This is a genomic window from Vibrio lamellibrachiae (assembly GCF_050337265.1).
GTDB classification, from domain to species: Bacteria; Pseudomonadota; Gammaproteobacteria; order Enterobacterales; family Vibrionaceae; genus Vibrio; species Vibrio kyushuensis.
In genome coordinates this window covers 215,929-235,579 of the sequence record NZ_JAKJSU010000007.1, presented here as the reverse complement: position 1 = coordinate 235,579, position 19,651 = coordinate 215,929, and the positions used below count along the sequence as shown (strand labels likewise).

The 19,651-nt window shown below is 40.1% G+C and carries 17 protein-coding genes; 11 read left to right on the top strand and 6 right to left on the bottom strand.

The genetic code is table 11. The features are described 5' to 3' along the window. The first annotated feature begins 314 nt into the window (after positions 1-314). Entirely contained in the window at positions 315-2,567 is a 2,253-nt protein-coding gene (locus L4C54_RS12360) for a methyl-accepting chemotaxis protein (RefSeq protein ID WP_428808434.1), read from the top strand. Positions 2,568-2,700: 133 nt separating this feature from the next. Here the strand turns inward: L4C54_RS12360 and ylqF are convergent, their stop codons facing one another. From ylqF to L4C54_RS12345, 3 genes are all read right to left on the bottom strand, one after another. Then, positions 2,701-3,645: a ribosome biogenesis GTPase YlqF gene (gene ylqF, locus L4C54_RS12355; RefSeq protein ID WP_428800418.1), complete on the bottom strand. Its 945-nt coding sequence runs from the start codon at positions 3,643-3,645 to the stop codon at positions 2,701-2,703. A 405-nt stretch (positions 3,646-4,050) separates the two neighbouring features. After that, complete coding sequence (locus tag L4C54_RS12350) at positions 4,051-5,079, bottom strand: methionine synthase (RefSeq protein ID WP_428808433.1); 1,029 nt, start codon at positions 5,077-5,079, stop codon at positions 4,051-4,053. 28 nt (positions 5,080-5,107) lie between these two features. Further along, complete coding sequence (locus L4C54_RS12345; RefSeq protein ID WP_428808432.1) at positions 5,108-6,085, bottom strand: DUF1852 domain-containing protein; 978 nt, start codon at positions 6,083-6,085, stop codon at positions 5,108-5,110. A 321-nt stretch (positions 6,086-6,406) separates the two neighbouring features. On the opposite strand from L4C54_RS12345, the gene L4C54_RS12340 reads away from it, so the two are divergent. From L4C54_RS12340 to L4C54_RS12305, 8 genes are all read left to right on the top strand, one after another. Then, positions 6,407-7,216, top strand: a complete 810-nt coding sequence (locus L4C54_RS12340) for a sulfite exporter TauE/SafE family protein (protein WP_428808431.1) — start codon at positions 6,407-6,409, stop codon at positions 7,214-7,216. Between the two features lie 112 nt (positions 7,217-7,328). Next, entirely contained in the window at positions 7,329-8,126 is a 798-nt protein-coding gene (locus L4C54_RS12335) for a PhzF family phenazine biosynthesis protein (RefSeq protein WP_428808430.1), read from the top strand. 160 nt (positions 8,127-8,286) lie between these two features. Further along, the gene (locus L4C54_RS12330; RefSeq protein WP_428808429.1) at positions 8,287-8,985 is read left to right on the top strand and encodes a substrate-binding periplasmic protein; all 699 of its coding nucleotides are present in this window, start codon (positions 8,287-8,289) and stop codon (positions 8,983-8,985) included. Positions 8,986-9,121: 136 nt separating this feature from the next. Then, the gene (locus L4C54_RS12325) at positions 9,122-9,523 is read left to right on the top strand and encodes a VF530 family protein (RefSeq protein WP_428800412.1); all 402 of its coding nucleotides are present in this window, start codon (positions 9,122-9,124) and stop codon (positions 9,521-9,523) included. Positions 9,524-9,838: 315 nt separating this feature from the next. Next, positions 9,839-11,293, top strand: coding sequence for a phospholipase D family protein (locus L4C54_RS12320; protein ID WP_428808428.1), 1,455 nt, complete (start codon positions 9,839-9,841; stop codon positions 11,291-11,293). A 22-nt stretch (positions 11,294-11,315) separates the two neighbouring features. Next, complete coding sequence (locus tag L4C54_RS12315; RefSeq protein WP_428808427.1) at positions 11,316-12,476, top strand: YcjF family protein; 1,161 nt, start codon at positions 11,316-11,318, stop codon at positions 12,474-12,476. Then, a complete protein-coding gene (locus L4C54_RS12310) occupies positions 12,469-14,046 on the top strand; it encodes a GTPase family protein (protein WP_428808426.1) in 1,578 nt (525 codons plus the stop codon). Before L4C54_RS12315 ends, L4C54_RS12310 begins: the two co-directional genes overlap by 8 nt. Then, positions 14,043-14,975 carry a Gfo/Idh/MocA family protein gene (locus tag L4C54_RS12305; RefSeq protein ID WP_428808425.1) on the top strand — a complete coding sequence of 311 codons (933 nt, stop codon included), beginning with the start codon at positions 14,043-14,045 and terminating at the stop codon, positions 14,973-14,975. Before L4C54_RS12310 ends, L4C54_RS12305 begins: the two co-directional genes overlap by 4 nt. 12 nt (positions 14,976-14,987) lie before the next feature. Here the strand turns inward: L4C54_RS12305 and L4C54_RS12300 are convergent, their stop codons facing one another. After that, positions 14,988-15,974, bottom strand: a complete 987-nt coding sequence (locus L4C54_RS12300; protein WP_428808424.1) for a GGDEF domain-containing protein — start codon at positions 15,972-15,974, stop codon at positions 14,988-14,990. Between the two features lie 210 nt (positions 15,975-16,184). Further along, complete coding sequence (locus L4C54_RS12295; RefSeq protein ID WP_428808423.1) at positions 16,185-17,801, bottom strand: NAD(P)/FAD-dependent oxidoreductase; 1,617 nt, start codon at positions 17,799-17,801, stop codon at positions 16,185-16,187. Between the two features lie 236 nt (positions 17,802-18,037). On the opposite strand from L4C54_RS12295, the gene fdxA reads away from it, so the two are divergent. Next, positions 18,038-18,361, top strand: a complete 324-nt coding sequence (fdxA, locus tag L4C54_RS12290) for a ferredoxin FdxA (protein WP_428800406.1) — start codon at positions 18,038-18,040, stop codon at positions 18,359-18,361. Between the two features lie 116 nt (positions 18,362-18,477). Here the strand turns inward: fdxA and L4C54_RS12285 are convergent, their stop codons facing one another. Beyond that, positions 18,478-19,215, bottom strand: a complete 738-nt coding sequence (locus L4C54_RS12285) for an RNA methyltransferase (RefSeq protein ID WP_428808422.1) — start codon at positions 19,213-19,215, stop codon at positions 18,478-18,480. 220 nt (positions 19,216-19,435) lie between these two features. On the opposite strand from L4C54_RS12285, the gene L4C54_RS12280 reads away from it, so the two are divergent. Next, positions 19,436-19,645, top strand: a complete 210-nt coding sequence (locus tag L4C54_RS12280; protein WP_428800756.1) for a transporter suffix domain-containing protein — start codon at positions 19,436-19,438, stop codon at positions 19,643-19,645. Positions 19,646-19,651 lie beyond the last annotated feature (6 nt).

Sequence of the window (19,651 nt, the reverse complement as noted above, 5' to 3'; positions counted from 1 at the left end):
ACGATACAATAACCCCATTATAATTGTGTTTTATTAATGAAACACTCAACAAGAACCGTCACTGTTAATTGATCTAGGTCAAAAATACAGAGGCGGTTTTTTTATGCAACTAGTTCTCTACTACGATTAGTGAGTCAGTAATAAATAAGTGACAATAAAGTCACTAAAAAGGCTAGGTGCGCTAAGCACCCAAACAACTTACGTCATCGTGTCTGCGCTATTTTTCAGAAATGATACGTAACCGTCAGTCTACCTATCATTTAAAGCTTTGAATGTTAGTGATAGGCAATACCTCGTTGATTGGGAAGGTAACCATGTCATTAAAATATAAACTGCTGATAACGTTACTCGTTATCGGTCTAACTCCTGCTATTATTATTTCAGCTTGGTCACTAAATGTGGCTAATAGCAATTTCGAAAAGCAAACGTTTAGTCAATTGATAGCGTTAAGAGAGGTGAAGAAATCGGCCGTAATTGAATATCTAAATACCAGAGTAGAACAAGCAAATTCATTAGCAAATAATCAATCGATCATTGATGCTACAACAGCATTTACAAACGCATTTCATCAAATTTCTTTAGACAGTAACAATACGTCTGAGGCAGACATTGATCGTACACTTTCTAACTACTATCAAGAAAACTTCATATCGACACTAACAGAGAAATCGCCAGCCACTAAAGGTGAGGTAACCTCGCTGCAACTTACTAGAGACATTAGTTCTAGCGGGAAACTGCTTCAGCTTGATTATATAGTCAATAACCAAGCGCAAGTTGGTAACAAAGATAGCCAAATTCGCTCTAGTAGAAACTCTAATTACGATGATGTGCATGAAAGTATTCATCCGTATTTAAAAGACTTGCTAGATAGGTTTGGTTATTACGACATCTTCTTGTTAGATATCGATAGCGGAAATATCATCTACTCGGTATTTAAAGAGGTCGATTATGGGACATCGATGATTGATGGTCCTTATGCAAATAGTGGTTTGGCAAAAGCGTTTAAAGAGGCCAAATCAGCCAGTAGAACTCAAGGGGCCTCATTAGTAGACTTCACACCATATCTTCCTTCGTATAACGCTCCTGCTGGCTTTATTGCTGTTCCAATTTTCGATAAAGGAATTAAAGTAGGAGTGTTGGCGTTTCAGTTTCCTATCGATCGTTTAAATATGATTATGTCTGAAAGATCCGGCCTAGGAGAAACGGGCGAAACGTATCTCGTTGGTGGCGATAAGTTAATGCGCTCGGACTCTTTTTTAGACCCGACGAATAGAAGTGTTAACGCCTCGTTTGCAAGACCGGAAACGGGCCGTGTAAATACGGATTCAGTAAGAAAAGCACTGAATGGTGAGTCAGGTATCGGCGCTATATTCGATTACAACGAAACGTTAGTTCTTTCTGCTTACGAGCCTTTAAGCGTACATGGTTTAAATTGGGCGATCATTACTGAAATTGATGAACAAGAAGCGTGCGCTGCATTTTATGAGTTACGGGACATTATGCTTACGTTGAGTGGCATAGTCGTTCTATGCATATTCGCAGTAGCGACCTTTATTACCAAGAGCATAATGAAACCATTAGGCGGTGAACCAAGTGCGATGCAACGTATAGCGAGTAATATTGCCAATGGCGATCTTTCGGAAGATCTTGAAATTCATGAGTCTGCTGGTGGTGTTTACCTATCGATGCACCAAATGGCAACAAGTTTGAAAGAGATGTTGATTAAGATCTCTGATGCTGCTCTACAGCAGTCAACCGCTTCTCAGCAATTGATGGAAGTAACGAGTGACACTGACCGAAGTGTCAATCAACAACGACAAAGTACCGATCAAGTCGCCAATGCAATGAATGAGTTATCTTCAACAGTAGCTGAGGTGACAAAAAGCACCAATGAAGCAGCAGAAGCCGCCGTTTTGGCACAGGAAAAAGTCACCACTAGCTATAGACAAGTCACCAACGTATCAGGTGAGATCCGTCAACTATCTGATGGGTTAAATAACTCCCGTGAAAAGATCACCCGCTTGAATAGCAGCGCTGATAATATTTCGAACATATTAACGACCATTACTTCAATTTCTGAGCGTACAAATCTACTGGCACTAAATGCTGCAATTGAAGCGGCAAGAGCAGGAGAGCAAGGAAGAGGGTTTGCTGTCGTTGCTGATGAGGTTCGCTCACTCGCTTCAAGCACGAAGGAATCCAGTGAAGAAGTCTCACAAATGATAGAGGTCTTGCAACGTGATGCCATAGAAACGAAAGAGGTTATGGAACATGGCATTGAGCACGCTGAACATGTTGCTGATTACGCCTTAAAAACAACAGAATCGCTCAAAGTGGCTTCTGAATCCGTGGATGTTATAGCCGATATCACAACACAGATAGCAACGGTTGCAGAAGAACAGCACAGTGTGACTGAGGAGATAAATCGAAATATCCAAGAGATAAGCTTGATGTCGATTGAAGCTGAACGTTCAGTGCATCAGATATCAGAGTCTAGTGGTCAACTTGATGAACTTTCAAACTCTTTAGAGGCAATGGTAGGCGAGTTTAAGGTTGCATCAACCTAAGAATCTTTCAACTAAAGGTTTGTTTTCAGCTATAGCAACTTAAAAACAGGAAAAAAAAAGATACCCTCGAATTGATGGTATCTTTTTTTGTTTCTGAATTTAGTCATTGCCAGAGCTGGGGTATTTCGAACTATTAGCGTTTGTTTCTCAAATAGCGTTTACGGCGTTCTTCTTTCTTCTTAATCTGTTGTTCCGCTTTTTTAGCAGCAGCAATTTCAACTTCGACTAGCTCTTCGGTGATCATTTCTGGTAATTCAAGAGTAACCTGACCAAGTGTACCGCTACGAAGCTCATGAAGAAGGATTTCAGATGCTTTATGTAAATCAACACGTCCGCCAGAACGCAAAGCGCCTCGCTTACGGCCTATCTCTTCCATAAGCTCAACATCAGACTCTGGAAGTTCATCGATCATATAACGCTCTTTAAGCTTTTCAGGGTACTGTTTAGCTAAGTACTCAACCGTGTAAAAAGCGACTTCGTCATATTCCATTGCTGTGTCTTTAACCGCGCCTGTTGCTGCTAAGCGGAACCCACTATGAGGGTTTTCTACTTTTGGCCACAGAACCCCCGGGGTATCTGAAAGCACAACGCCATTTTGCAGATTGATACGCTGTTGACGACGCGTTACAGCAGGCTGGTTGCCTGTAACTGCGATTGTTTTACCCGCAAGGCAATTGATGATGGTCGATTTACCCACATTAGGGATGCCCATGATCATGGTACGGATGTTCTTGCCAATTGTTTCACGGTGAGGTGCAAGCTTACGACAAACATCCATGACCATAGCCACTTCATGAGAGTGCGCAGTAGTAATTGCAATTGCTCTAACACCTTGTTCTTTCTCAAGATGTTCGATCCATAGCTTTGTGAGTTCAGGATCGGCTAAGTCTCTTTTGTTCAGTACTTTTACAACTGGTGTGTCGCCACGTAATTTTGAAATTACCGGGTTTTCACTACTAAATGGTATACGAGCATCAAGAACTTCAATAATGACATCGACTTGAGGGATCGCTTCTTCAATTTCTTTAAGGGCTTTGTGCATATGCCCAGGGAACCATTGTATTGCGTTGTTAACCATTTGAATATATTGCCTTTGTTGTGAAAACTAGAGTTATGGATTACATAGTGGGGAACATAAAACTAGCGCTGTTCTGATTGGAACTGATGGCCATATTGTACGTTATAAACGAGTCGTTATCTATTAGTTAGGAAAGGGACTAGGCAAGTCGTAGGACTTTGGCGTTTGCTAAGTAAGCGTTAACCATTTGAGAACGAATCTAGGTTATTCGTTAGGTGGAAGTATGGTAGTGAAAAGTTGATCAACCTATTGTTCGAAAGGGAATTGGTTACTATATTCAGTTTTTTGTTTTTTGTGCTCAGCCTAATGACTGAGCACTTTGGTTGAAAACAACTTTCTATGGTCAATTGAAGATTTTTCCTTAGAATGTACTAGTTTCCTCCAGTTTTATATTATCGGTTAGTACTAAAGCGAAAGTTCTCTTCGAATGATTTCAGCCCCTGTACTTAAAGCACTTAACTTACCTTTTGCTACATGACGAGATAAAGGTGCCAAGCCACAATTGGTGCTCGGATAAAGTTTGTCAGCGTCAACATATTTAAGTGCTTCTCGTAGGGTATTAGCGACTTCCTCTGGCGTCTCAATAGTATTGGTTGCGACATCAATAGCACCTACCATTACCTTTTTACCGCGAATAAGTTCTAGTAGTTCAATTGGAACACGAGAGTTATGACATTCTAATGAGATAATATCGATATTAGATTTTTGGAGTTTGGGAAACACTTCTTCGTATTGTCTCCATTCTGACCCCAAAGTCTTTTTCCAATCGGTATTGGCTTTAATGCCGTACCCATAGCAAATATGTACCGCAGTTTCGCATTTTAGGCCTTCTATCGCTCTTTCCAAACAAGCGATACCCCAATCATTGACTTCATCAAAAAATACATTAAAAGCAGGTTCATCAAATTGGATTATATCAACCCCTGCAGCTTCTAATTCCTTTGCTTCTTGGTTGAGGATTTTGGCAAATTCCCACGCGAGTTTTTCACGACTTTTATAATGGTCATCATAAAGAGTATCGATCATCGTCATTGGGCCAGGTAGGGCCCATTTAATGGGTTTATTGGTTTGCTTACGCAAAAACTTAGCGTCTTCAACAAAAACGGGTTTTTGGCGAGAAACGGGGCCAACTACGGTAGGTACACTCGCGTCATAGCGGTCACGAATTTTAACGGTTTTTCGTTGTTCAAAATCAACGCCGCTCAAGTGCTCAATAAACGTAGTAACAAAGTGTTGGCGCGTTTGCTCACCATCACTAACAATATCGACGCCAGATTGTTCTTGTTCTTGAAAAGACAAACGTAACGCATCATGTTTACCGTCTATTAATTCCTTACCTTGTAATTTCCAAGGTGACCAAAGTGTTTCAGGCTCTGCGAGCCAAGAGGGCTTAGGTAAACTGCCTGCCGTTGAAGTAGGTAATAATGTTTTCATAATCAATGCCGTCATATTATTTAGTTAGTTAAAGAGTGTAATTGGCAGACCACTGCTCAAGTACAGTTTGGTATGGTTTGATGAAGTGCTCTTCAGCAAACTTTCCTTGCTCAATAGCTAACTGGCTACGCTCTTCTCGGTCATAAACAATTTGAGTTAATGAGTGATCCAAACTCTTCAAACTTGGTTTATAGCATTTACCCGCAATTGCGTTCGCATTGTAAATTTCAGGGCGGTATATTTTTTGAAATGTACCCATGGTGCTTATGGTGCTGATGAGTTCAAGGTTAGAGTAATCATTAAGTAAATCACCAAAGAAATAAAAGGCTAATGGTGCAACACTATTTGGCGGCATGAAATAGCGAACCTGTAAGCCCATTTTATTAAAATATTGCTCAGTTAAAGACGATTCGTTTGGTTCATATTCAATACCTAACACTGGGTGTTGGTTTTCCGTTCTGCTATAAACTTTGTTATCTGAAACACTGAGACAGATAACAGGTAACTTTTGAAAGTGCTGCTGGTATGTTTTAGAGTTCACGAAATATTGGAAGAGCTTTCCATGTAGGTCGCCAAAATTATCTGGAATGCTAAATTGAGATTGATCCTTATTATGCTCAAGTAGTAATACACTAAAATCATAATCTCGAATGTAAGAGGAGAAATTATTCCCTAAAATACCTTCAATGCGTTTGTTCGTTTTATGATCGACAATATTGGTTTTCAATACTTCAATCGAAGGGAATGCTTGCTCACTGCTTTCAATGTCCATATCAACGGATATAATATCAAGCTCGACCGAATAACGATCTCCCTTTGGGTTATCCCAGTGCGCTAAGGCATTGAAACTGTTGTCTATCATCTTTAGGGCATTACGCAAGTTCTCTTGACGACGAACGCCTCTAGCTAAATTAGCGAAATTCGTTGTAATACGAGTGCTGTCTGACGGATGATAATTTTCATCGAGACTAAGGCTCTTAACTGTAAATGTAAAATCTTTGTTCATGGTGATTTGTATCCTATATCCTATATCCTAGATGAAAGCTGAGTTTTTCATTACTCTTGCTGGGATTAATGATTATTTTTTTTCCCCAGTTTGTATTACCACTGCCTTTATTATTTATTCCTAAAGATCCAAAACGGTGGTTAAGAGCAGAGTGTTATTTATAACGCTTATCGGCACTTGATTAATAATGGATTTACTTCACATTCAACATGAGAAATATTCATGTTTCATTCTATTTTAAATCGTTATATTACTTGGACCAATTCGAACATGACTAATTTACATAGCATGTTTATCCATATTATTAACAAGGTTTATTAAGTGAGTGATTTACTGTTATTAGTTATTTATTGCGCATTGCTAGGCAGTGGCGTTGGTTTTTTGGCTGGGCTGTTAGGGATTGGTGGGGGGTTAGTGATTGTCCCTATCCTCAGCAGTATATTGCTTCACTTTGAAGTTTTACCATCAGAGCAAGTGGTCGTCGCAGCAATTGCAACGTCTTTGGCTTCGATTTTATTTACATCAACGTCTTCAGCAATCGCTCATCACAAAAATGGTAATGTGCCATGGGAAATAGCCCCTTGGATCATGACAGGCGTTGCCCTAGGTGCGCTTGTCAGTGGCTTTATGGCGGCATTGTTACCAGAGCTGGTTGTTCGTATAGTCTTCGCTGTAAGCGTTGTCCTTATCGCATTGAAGATGTTCTTAAGCAGTAAAAATGAGTCACCGAAAGAGCGCCAGCTGCCACATAAAGGTTTGTTAACTATTCTGACTACGATTACTGGAGGGCTGTCTGCCATGATAGGTATTGGCGGTGGTGCGCTCTTGGTGCCTTTGTTGACGTTTTTCTCACTCGATATGAAAAAAGCGATAGGTTGTGCCTCAGCTTGCGGAATTGTCATCGCACTATTTGGCTCTATCGGTTACATAAGCTCAGGTAGCAGTCATTTTTCATTAGACGATGGTTTTGCTGGGTTTGTATATTTGCCCGCTTTATTAGGTATTGTGAGTACTTCTTGGTTCACGGCGCCTATGGGAGCAAAATCTACGCAGACTTTACCTGTTCCAACGATAAAGAAAATCTTTGCAGTGTTATTGTTAGCCATGGCTGTAAATATGATGAGTAATTAAGAAATGCGTTGGTTGTTTCTATAAATAGAATCCTATACATCGCACCGGTGTTCTGTGATATTAAATTGTACTAATAATAGTCAAGCGATAATCTTATAGGGACAAGTCCAATATGGAAAAAGAGTTAGATATCTTCGTTGTAGATGCTTTTACAGATGAAAAATTTAAAGGGAACTCAGCAGCGGTTGTGCCGTTGGAGGAATGGTTAGATCCAATACTGATGCAAAATATTGCGGCTGAAAATAACCTTTCTGAAACAGCATTTGTAAAAAAATTGGCTGATAACAAATATCAGATTCGCTGGTTCTCACCGCTTACGGAAATTGATTTTTGTGGCCATGCAACCCTTGCTTCTTCGTTTGTGCTATTTAACTATTACTCTTGTATCGGTGAAATAGAGTTTGAAACTTTGTATGTAGGCAACCTAACCGTCGTTCAACAGCAAGATGGACGTATCGAAATGAACTTCCCTAAGCAAGAGTTAGAGCCGGTATTGATTTGCCCTGATGAGTTACTAAAAGGACTATCAATTAAACCCGTTAAAGTGCTTAAGAATCGTCAGGCCTATGTGGCGGTGATGGCATCGGAAGAAGATGTTGATAAAGTAAAATACGATACAGGACAACTAAAACAACTAGCGCCATTTGATGTTTCAGTTACAGCAAAATCAAAAGAGTATGACTTTGTTTCTCGTTATTTTTGGCCTGCAAATGGTGGAGATGAAGATCCGGTTACAGGATCGATGCATACTGGGCTTGCTCCGTATTGGTCAGAGGTACTAAAAAGGAATGATCTAGTAGCCTATCAAGCATCAAAACGAGGTGGAGTGCTTTATTGTGAAGTTGCTGATGAGAGAGTCATGGTCTCAGGTTATGGTGTTCTGTATTTGAAAGGAAAAATCGTTATTTGAGTGCGTTCTAAAGCCTAATCGGTACTATTTTTAACTAAGTTGTTCAGGTGATAAATTCGGCCGTTAGTAATAAGCAAATCGAAAAGAATACAAAACATGATCTGATTTGTTCATTCATTCCTATACTTAGATTAAGTTTGGAATGACAAGTAAGAACACTATGTTAAAACGAATTGGTCCTTTTATTGGCTTATGTACTGCAGTTCTCTTTTCATTTTCATCTAGTGCCCAATACAACATGCACTTCTTCGTACCTGATTTTCCTCCTTATACAACCGTTAATTCTGAAGGTGTTCCAGTAGGTATAGGCATCGATAAAATGGACTTAGTGCTTGATTCTATCGATGTTAAATACAGTATCGAAGTTGGGTCTAATCACGGCAGGGCTCTAAAAGAGTTAAGGCGTGGACGGTCTGATGGTTTCTATATGGCGTCTAAAAATGACGAACGAGACAGATACGCTGTATTTTCAGAGTCATTGATGATCAATCGCTGGGTATGGGTGGTACTAATGGAAGGCAGTGAGAACCTTCGCCCGAAAAGCCTCGCTTTCAAAACTGATGCGAAAGTGATGAGCTTGCTCAATACCAATACCAGTTATTGGTTGTTACGCAATGAGTACAAAGCGTTACCTCCTGCAGCAGATATAAAATCATTAGTCACTGCGTTGGACGAAAAGCAGGTAGATGCGATTTTTGTAGCAGAAGTGGTTTTTAGCCATTTAGCTGAAGGATCAAACAAATACAAAATCATATTAGAAAAGGAGAAGGAGTTTGGCATATATGTGTCGAATGATTTTGTAGAAGAGAATCCAATGTTTATGTTTGAGCTTAACAGTGCGATTCGTGAGCATAGGTAGTTCAAAAGTCACGCATATCGAGGGCATCTCATATCTTCACTCGTTTAGGAGAGAATTGAATGTCGATAATAGTTAGATTCAGATCTAATTACGCGTATAATCGCGAAGATCTCACCATATTATCAATAGGGCAAACATGTTAGAAGAGCAACAAAACAATCCATTACACGGTCTTAAACTAGAACAACTCTTAACTGAGCTTGTTGACTTCTATGGGTGGGATATTCTTGATGCCGCGATGCGTTTCAACTGTTTCAATACTAATCCATCTATCGCTAGTAGTTTGAAATATTTACGTAAAACAGAGTGGGCGCGTGAGAAACTTGAAAACTTCTACTTGTCACGATTTAAGCGCATGCCAAAAGCGAGTGATGAGCAATACCAGCTTCCGCCACGTCAAAGAACTTATGCAGTAGGTGTTATTCCCCGCGATCCTATGCCCCTAACGGTTGAATCTATTCTTAATTCACAAGCGAAGGCTGCCTCTTCTCATAAAGCGCGCGCAGCAGGTGGCGGTCGATATAATCGTCGTTCATAATATTTTGTAAAACCACGTTAATTTTTTGACGTGGTACTAAACACCCAGTTTCTATATTTTCGGCTGCCTGAGAGTTTACAACTCTTGGGCAGTTTTGTTTTTACTCTTCTTGAACTATCCATCTTTCACATCTAATAGCATTCCTACTTGGTTAATATAAAAAACTAACCTGTTGAAATATGCAATAATCCTTATATTGAATCATGTTTTACTTACATTGGTAAGTGTATAGGTTTGTTAGTGTTGGAAGTTCGAAAACCAAATCGATTGATAGTGAGTATTTTACTACTAGTTACTTTATACGGTTGTAGCTCAATGAGTTATGTAGACAGAGATCAGCCGAAAACAGTCACTCACCACTTTGGTTATCAAGAAAGTTCTCCTCTCCATGACATATTCAACCAAACTAGCTTTGATACTGATGTATTTACGGGCTTCTTCCCTCTGACGCGTGGTCACGATGCACTTCTAGCAAGATTAGCTCTAATTGAAAATGCTCAAAAGAGTATTGATGTTCAGTACTATATATACCGAGACGATGAGACCAGTCAGTTACTTACATGGCGTCTGTACGAAGCAGCGGAGAGAGGAGTAAGGGTCAGAATTCTTTTGGATGATATGCAAAGTCGTAATGATAGAGGAATGGCGACAGTTGATGCCCATCCTAATATTCAAGTTCGTTTGTTTAACCCTCACCAATATCGAACGGCTAGAGGTTTGGCGTTCGTGTCGGATTTTGATCGTTTGAATCGCCGTATGCACAACAAGTCACTCACAGTAGACTCCGTTAATACTATTGTTGGTGGGCGGAATATAGGTAATGAATATTTTTCGTTTGAATCCAGCGTAGAGTTCGGCGATTTTGATCTGTTGCTTTATGGTAATACGGTAGAAGAGACTGCGAATCAGTTTGATATTTATTGGAATAGCATTTACGCAACGCCAATGAAGTGGATTTACCCAGATGCACAAGTACTGTCAGCGGAAGCCGTTAATCAGATTCTTGAAGAGAAGCAACTAGAAGCGAAGTTTACCTCAGGAATGTATAACTTTACCACGCTACCATTATATCAACAGTTACTTGACCGTGACTTCTCGCTCTATTGGGGTCCAGGGAAGCTGTGGTATGACTCTCCAGATAAAGTGTCGGGTGAAGACAGCTTGCTGGTGGATAATTTAATTGAGTTACTTAATAGAGTAGAGCACTCATTGGTGCTGATTACACCGTATTTCGTTCCTACAAAGGAAGGGACAGAAAAGCTCGTTGAAGCAGTACAGTCAGGAAAGAAAATCACCGTTATTACTAATACGCTTGCTTCCAATGACGTGTTTGCCGTTCACGGTTGGTATGCAAAATACAGGAAAGAGTTAGTTGAAGGTGGTGTTGAACTTTGGGAAGTGAAGGCGAGTGCCGATATTGAGAATAAATGGACGATTACCGGCAGCAGTCGCTCAAGCTTACATGCTAAAGCCATGTTATTCGATAACAACAAGATTTTTGTGGGATCGTTGAATTGGGACCCTCGCTCTGCAAACCTAAATACGGAAATGGCGGTTGTTATTGAGCACGAAGAGTATGTTCAAAAATCTCTTTCCCAGATAGCACAACGATTGGAAATGAATGCATACAAAGTCGTTATTCATGACGGTAATGTCGCTTGGTATGATCCTTCAAATAGCTTAACGTTAACGACTGAACCAGAAGCGAGCGTATGGCGAAGAATGGGCGCGTGGTTATCTGGGTTGCTGCCCATTGAAGATCAGCTATAACAACCAATAACGGAGTCGGAAGATGTACGAGTCGATAAAAGAGTTTATCAATCCTAAAAAAAATTCAGACTTGACCGAAGCTCATCAGCTACAACGTCAGAGTCTACCAACTCTTTGGCTCTTAGGAAAAACAGGCGCTGGAAAGTCCTCTTTAATACAAGCGTTGACAGGAAACACCTCGGTTGAAGTTGGTAATGGTTTTCAGCCGTGCACTAAAACCGCTCAAATCTATGACTTCCCACTAGATAAGCCTATTTTCCGTTTTCTAGATACGCGTGGGCTGGCAGAAGCTGGCTACGATCCTAGTGATGATTTAGAACTATTTATCCATGGTGACACTTCAAATAGTAAATTAAGAAAACAAGGGCGGGCATTAGTTGTCGTTATCAAAATAGATGAGCCTGAACAAAGCTCATTAATGTCGGCGCTAAAAACAGTCAAACATAGCCGTAAAATAGAGAAAGTTCTTGTTGTTTATACTGCAGTTAAGCAAGTTTCCGATTCTGATCGGACAAGATTGATTGCTTTCCATAAAGAAAAGTTGGCTAAAGCCTGTGGTAAAGGTATTGATTCAATAGAAGTTGATTTCGAGCTTGCCCCTGAGCCTTCGAATGAAGGTAAGAGTAACTATAATGTTGACCGTTTAATAGATAGGCTCGCTAAGTTGCTGCCCATCATTGGCTTGATGGTAGAAGAGAGTGAGCACGCCAGTGTAGAAGAAGCCAATTTCGATAAATTAGAAAACGAAATATTGTGGTATTGCGGTTCAGTCAGTGCATCTGAGCTTATTCCTGCAGTGGGTTTAGTTTCGGTTCCTGCCATACAAGCAAAAATGCTTCACAGCTTGGCTAATCAATATGGTGTTACGTGGGATAAAAGAGCCTTCGCAGAGTTGACTGGCACGTTAGGCAGCAGTTTCGGCATTCAATATGGCCTTAAACTAGGCGCTAGACAGCTTACGAAATTAATTCCTGGTTACGGACAAACCATAGGTGCAGTAACCGCAGCTGCGCTGAGCTTCGGAACAACTTATGGCTTAGGAAGAGCGGCTTGTTACTATTTTTATCATAAAAGTAGGAATGAGCCAGTGAGCGCAGAAGTCATGCAGGGGTTATATAAAGAAGCATTAGATAAGGGACGCAAGGCCAAAGAGAGTAGTGGAGAAACGAAAAACGATGAGTAAATGGAAAAAAGCTTCACATGTGTTGGCGCATTTATCTGAAGGCGGAATTGGCCTTGGTATCGTATTAGCCGTGATTCCAATGTTTATTATGGCGCTTTTTGGCCTTTTCCTTTCATTTAAACATGGCTATCTAATCGAACTCTCGATTTCTTTGATGTTGGTTAGTGTGGTTACATTGCTACCGATGTTGATAATTCGATATAAAGAGTCGAAGAAATTAGAAAATCACGCCGAGGAAAAGCCTGATGAAGATTTTGTTCAAGCATCCAGTGATTGGTCTGAAAATGAAATTGAAATATGGCATCAAGTTAAACAGCATGTAGATGAGAAACTTGAAGAGGATGATGAGTGGTCTTCTCTTTACATTCACGGGTTAGGTGTGGTCGAAAAAGTCGCAGAATTTTATGGTAAGAAAGAACTTGAATTTACCGTACCCGAAGGGCTTAAGCTTCTAGAGGAGGTTAGCCGACGTTACCGCTGTACCCTGAGTGAGCATGTACCAGGCATCGAAGCGATAAATGTTTCTCATATTAAGTGGATTTATAAAACCCAAGATCAATATGGTGATAAAGCATTAGCCATGATGCAGCTTGCAAACTTAGGGCGAAAAGCCTATCTCGCTTATGTTAATCCGATTAAATTGGTTAATGATGAAATCAGAAACAAGATACTAATGACCGAGTCTTCAAGTCGTTATACAGCACTTCAAATAAACGCAAAGAAAGCTCTGCTACACGAAGCCGCGTCTGTCAGTATCGATCTCTATAGTGGTCGTTTCACCATTAATGATGAAGAGGTGACGGCCTCATCAATAGCCACAATAGATAAACACAGAGAAGCACCTGAACTTGAGCCCGTGCGGATTGTATTAGTTGGACAAACTGGCGTAGGTAAATCGTCATTGGTTAATGCACTAAAAGATGAGTTTTCAGCCGAAACTGATGAGATTCCATCTTCTAAAGGGGTAACCACATACAACTGTCAGTTTGACGAAAAGGAAGCATTAACACTAATTGATATGGAAGGACTGGATGGAACGTCTGAAACTCAGCGGCAGATGCTGGAAGAAATGATCAATTCGGATATCGTATTGTGGGTCTTGAAAGCTAATCAGTCGTCTCGTCAACTAGATAGTAACCTAAAACAGGCTTTCCATGATTTCTATAATGAAAGAAAGAACATTTCTAAAAAACAGCCTGTTATTGTAGGTGTACTCAATCAAGTTGATCGTTTGGCCCCTGCACTTGAATGGTCTCCTCCCTATGATTTAGACAAACCAACATGCAAAAAATCCTCTACGATAGTTGCAGCACTTGAATATAATCAAAGCTTACTTGAATTTGATGATCTGTATGCTTTATCTATAGGAGAAGCACGCGCACCTTTTGGCGTAGCAGCGCTAAAAACAAGATTGTCTCAACAATACAGCCAAGCTAAAAATATACAAAGAAATAGGCAAAACAGAGAAGCTCAATTTAAGGGTGAGAAGTTAATTACTCAGGGAAAGCGCCTATTTAAAAGCGCTAAAAAAATGATTAAACACTCTACAATAGAGAAGGAAGGTAAATGAAAATTGGAATTATAGGGTTGGGTGACATCGCCCTTAAGGCGTATTTACCCATCCTGGCTCAAATTAAAGGGTTAGAGTTGGTACTTTGCACTCGTAATTCGGAAGTATTACATGCCGTTGCCGATCAGTTTCGAATTAAAGAGTATTGTGTAGATTACCATTCACTCCCAATGATGAATGTTGATGCAGTTATGATACATGCAGCAACGGCTGCTCACTTTAATATTGCGAGTTACTTTTTAAAACAAGGCATTCCAACGTTTGTCGATAAACCGTTAGCAGACACAGCTTCGCAGGTTGAACAGCTTTACGACATTGCTAGTCAACAATCTGTCCCACTGTATGTAGGCTTTAATCGTCGCCACATCCCTCTATTCAATCAGCAAATAGAAGAACTCAAACACGGTAATACAGGTTCTTTAACAGCATTGAGATGGGAAAAACATAGGCATAACCTACCGGGTGAGTTGAGAACCTTCATTTTCGATGATTTTATTCACCCGCTTGATAGCATCAACCTAAATGGTCAGGCGACATTGGAGGACGTCTTCGTAACCCATCAGTCCAATGGCGCGGCACTGACTCGGCTCGATATTCAATGGCAAGCGGGAGAAACCATTCTTAATGCGTCTATGAATCGAAGTTATGGGGTCACATGTGAAAGAGTGATGGCATGCTATGAAAATAAAACGGTTGAATTTGACTCGTTTCTACAAGGAAAGGTTTGGCAAAACAAACATCAAACCCAAGTATCCTTAAAAGATTGGACTCCTATGCTAACCAGCAAAGGGTTTGAAAGTATGATTAAAGATTGGTTTAACGTGGTTCAGCGTGGGTCAATTGATCATCATATTGTTGAAAGAAATATAGCGACTCATCGTTTAGCTGAAGCTGTTTATGAGCATGTGCTTCAACAATTAAAAAGCTAGTAACTTCTGAGACTAGATATTCACACAGACCTTATTTCGACCATCAGATTTTGCCTGATATAAAGCTAAATCTGATGGATTTAGGGCTTGTTCAAGGCTAAGAGAAAGATCCAATTTAGCAACGCCAATACTAGCTGAATATATTAACTCTTGCCCATGATAAATCAGTTTGGATGAATAGATTGCTTGCCTTATATCCTCGGCGATATTAAATCCATCGTGCACATCGCCTTCAACAATGATTAAAAACTCTTCTCCCCCAAGGCGATAAATCCAATCAGTATTCGCGGTATTTCTAATCAGTTTTGCGGTAAAGGCTAAAACTTGGTCACCGGCGGCATGCCCATAGTTGTCATTGATTGATTTAAAGAGATCAATATCCAAGTAGAGAGCGCTAAGTTCTGGTTGATTATGGAGAATTTGTTCGCAGTCTTGTTTAAGTGATAGGCGATTTTTGACTCCAGTTAACGGGTCGTTAAGTGCCGCTTTTTCAAGAGCGCTTTGTATTTTCGTTCTACTTAATTCATGTGAACAAGATATTGCCCATATAGCGATGTACATAAGGGTGTAATTAATAATTGGAAATGGAACATTTCCTTGAATATTATGAATTAAAATAGTTGTAACACAAATGAGTAGAATGCCTGAAGAAGTTAATGCACAACGCATGGAGTAAAATACGTGATAAATAGCAGGCATTAAAAACGACCAATATAGTATGCCTGATGTCGTTGGCGTTGAACTTATACCGTAGACGACAAGTACCGTTATCAAGCCTGTATAAATATTAATATGAAGGTTTTTCACTCTGTTGTCTTTTAACAAAATGAAAAGATAGCAAGAGTAAAGAGATAGAAAGATTTGTCCGCTACCCAGTAAATAGTCACTAGAAAGAAAGAAATTTACAGCGCTGAGTAATAGAGCGAGAATACCAAAAACTATACAAATACCCTGTAAAATCAAGTTTCTAAGTGAATCGGTCGGATTATATAGGTCCATCAAAATACTTTTATAGTAGGAATGTACGGTAATTAAAGATGTTTCTAAATGTTAATTCAATGTAGCAGTGCAAATTAATGCGTACATTGATCACATATATTGAATCTTACCTTACACTGTTATGTATATATTGATATTTAGATGTGCTACAAAAAAGCCCGAGTTATCCATAAATAACACGGGCTAAATTTCACTTACTGTTAGAAAATGTTAACTCTCGGAAGACGTTTCAAGCATTGATAGGGCAACAGCTTCAGCTGCTTTAATCCCATCAATACCAGCAGATAAAATTCCACCAGCGTAGCCCGCACCTTCACCTGCAGGGAAGAAGCCCTTAAGATTAATGCTTTGGTAGTCTTTGCCACGCTTAATACAAACAGGCGAAGACGTTCTAGTTTCTACACCGGTAAGAAGACCATCGTATGTTGCAAAGCCTTTGATCTTTTTGTCGAAAGCAGGAATCGCTTCACGAATTGCTTCTACTGCAAAGTCCGGTAATGCTTTTGATAAGTCAGTTAATTTGATACCCGGTGTGAATGATGGTTCAACATTGCCTAGTGCACTCGGATCGCGGCCTTTAAGGAAGTCACCAATTTTTTGAGCCGGTGCATCATAGTTTTCGCCACCAAGCTTATAGGCACACGTTTCAAGCTCACGCTGAAGTCGAATGCCTGCTAAAGGGTCACCTGGATAATCTTGCTCCGGTGAAATTCCGACAACAATTGCACTGTTCGCGTTACGTTCAGCGCGAGAGTATTGGCTCATGCCGTTTGTTACAACTGCGCCTTCTTCAGACGTTGCTGCAACCACGGTACCACCTGGACACATACAAAAACTATAAACAGTACGGCCATTCTTACAGTGGTGAACCAATTTGTAATCAGCCGCACCTAATATTGGATTACCCGCATTCTTGCCAAAACGAGCGTCGTCAATCATTGATTGTTTATGTTCAATGCGGAAACCAACTGAGAATGGCTTAGCTTCCATGTAGACACCGCGTTCGTGCAGCATTTCGAATGTGTCACGTGCGCTGTGTCCAATCGCTAAGACAACGTGGCGAGTTTTGATCTCTTCGCCATCGGAAAGCGTCACACCAGTAAGCTGACCATCTTCCATATGAAGATCATCAACACGTGTGCTAAAGCGGATTTCACCACCTAATTCAATGATCTTAGCGCGCATTTTTTCAATCATTGTAACTAGCTTAAATGTACCAATATGCGGCTTACTCACGTACATGATTTCCGCAGGAGCACCAGATTCGACGAACTCGGTAATGACTTTACGGCCGTAATGCTTTGGGTCTTTAACTTGACTGTAAAGTTTACCATCAGAGAATGTACCAGCGCCGCCTTCACCAAACTGAACATTTGATTCAGGATTAAGTACGCGCTTTCTCCAAAAACCAAATGTGTCTTTAGTACGTTCGCGTACTTCTTTACCACGTTCAACGATGATTGGATTAAAACCCATCTGTGCCAATACAAGCCCAGCGAAAAGACCACAAGGACCAAATCCAATGACAACTGGTCGCTCTGTTTGAGATTCAGGTGCCTTTGCTACGAACTTGTATTCCATATCAGGTGTTACTTTCACATGAGGATCGCTAGTGAAAGCTTCTAGAAGAGCGGCTTCGTTTTCTACTTCAACATCGAGAGTGTAGATCAATAAAATTTTGGATTTCTTACGAGCATCATACCCACGCTTAAACATAGTAAACGAAAGTAATTGCTCAGGGTTGATTCCCAACTTCTTAATAATTGCAGCGGAGAGTGCTTCTTCTTCGTGGTCAAGTGGAAGCTTAATTTCAGTTAAACGTATCATGGCATTCTCGATGTTATTTAGGTGTCTTAGCTGAGTAATGGCGTTTTGCTCATTACAAAGCTCACAATGGCGCGTATTTTACGTGAAGTAGCTCTATGTGTCATATACTTGATGGAAATTAATTTGAAGGGTCCTTTTTTCGATTTTCATCGTTTTTTGTTTTCAGACGATTGTATTTTCACTAAGGATCAGTATCATCGCCCATCCTTAATTTGATGAACTAAGAGTTAATATTCATGGCATTTGTCGTAACGGATAACTGTATAAGATGTAAATACACCGATTGTGTGGCTGTATGCCCCGCGGATGCATTTTATGAAGGCCCAAACTTCTTAGCGATTAGCCCTATTGATTGTATTGATTGCGGGTTGTGTGTCCCTGAGTGTAATGCTCAAGCGATTTTTCAAGAAGATGAACTGGCAGACGATCAAAAAGTGTTCATTAAGCTAAATGAAGAACTTGCGGAAATTTGGCCAAATATTACCGAAGTAAAGCCTGCTCTGGATGACGCTGAAGAGTGGGACGGTGTACCAAACAAACTTAGTCTGTTAGAAAAATAAAGCATGTTAGAGAAATAAAGCATGTTAGAGAAATAAAGCTTGTTATAGAAATAAAGCTTGTTATAGATACATTGAACGATAGCGCTAGGTGAGAACTTAGCGCTTTTTTATGCCTACTAGTTTGTAACTTGGCGTTTCATATTATCGAGAATAATCCCTGTTGCCATTGCAACATTAAGAGACTCTGCACCACCGAAAGCGGGTATAGTCACTTTATCTGTAACAAAAGGGGCCGCGTGTTCTCGAATACCGTGTGACTCACTGCCCATCAGTAGAATGCCTTCCGACTCAAAGGTAGTTGTATGGACACTCTCTCCTTCTAGAAAAGCACCGTAGACAGGCAGCGGCGAGTTTTCCAAATAGGAAGGTAAATCAACAAGTGTCACTTCAACACGGGCAAAACTTCCCATTGTTGCACTTATTGTTTTAGGGTTGTATGGATCCGCACAATCGCTACTGGCAATAATATGCTTAATGCCATACCAGTCTGCAAATCGGATGATCGTTCCTAGGTTTCCTGGATCTGAGACACCATCTAGCGCAATCATTAGACCTTTTGAATCTGGTATTGCTATTGCTGGTATTTCTACGATGGCAATAGCAGCATTATTACTTTGCAGCGTGCTGGCTTTTGTTAAGTCATCTAAAGATGCTTCAACACAATCTAAACCTTCTAATTCACCACTATTCACTGATATAAATTCTTGCGTTGCAAATACGTGTTTAGTCACTAGAGAGCTATTGGCCAGTTCTAAGACGTTTTTTTCGCCTTGCACTAAAAATAATCCCAGCGTTTTACGCTGCTTCTTTTGGCCTAGAGCACGAAGTGTTTTTAATTGGTTTTTAGAAATCATGTTTAAATCTCGAGTAAAATCGCGCTCATTATAAGTTAAAGGGGAGGGGAGACAAAGCTGAGATTATGCAAAGTACTCTTTGTAGATTCAATTGATTAAAAATTACACATGAATTGTCACAAACTGAGCTATTTGTAAGATTGTAATTCATCTTGCTGAGCAGTAAAATTGGCCTTTATAAAATCGCACAAACTAGGAAAGGAAATACATAGTGTCTAATATGGTTAAGATCAGTATTACTTTAGTGTGCGTATATATCATAGTTTGGGTTGGCGTTCTTGGTTTACCTTTGACTGACTTACCAAAGAACAAATCGGATTTATGGGTCTCTTACCTCATTGTGGTCGAGGAGGTGCTGTCGTTAATCTGTATTGTTGTCATTGGTAAGATTATCCTCATGGACTTAAAGTCTTCGTTAAAAGCATCCTAAAAAATT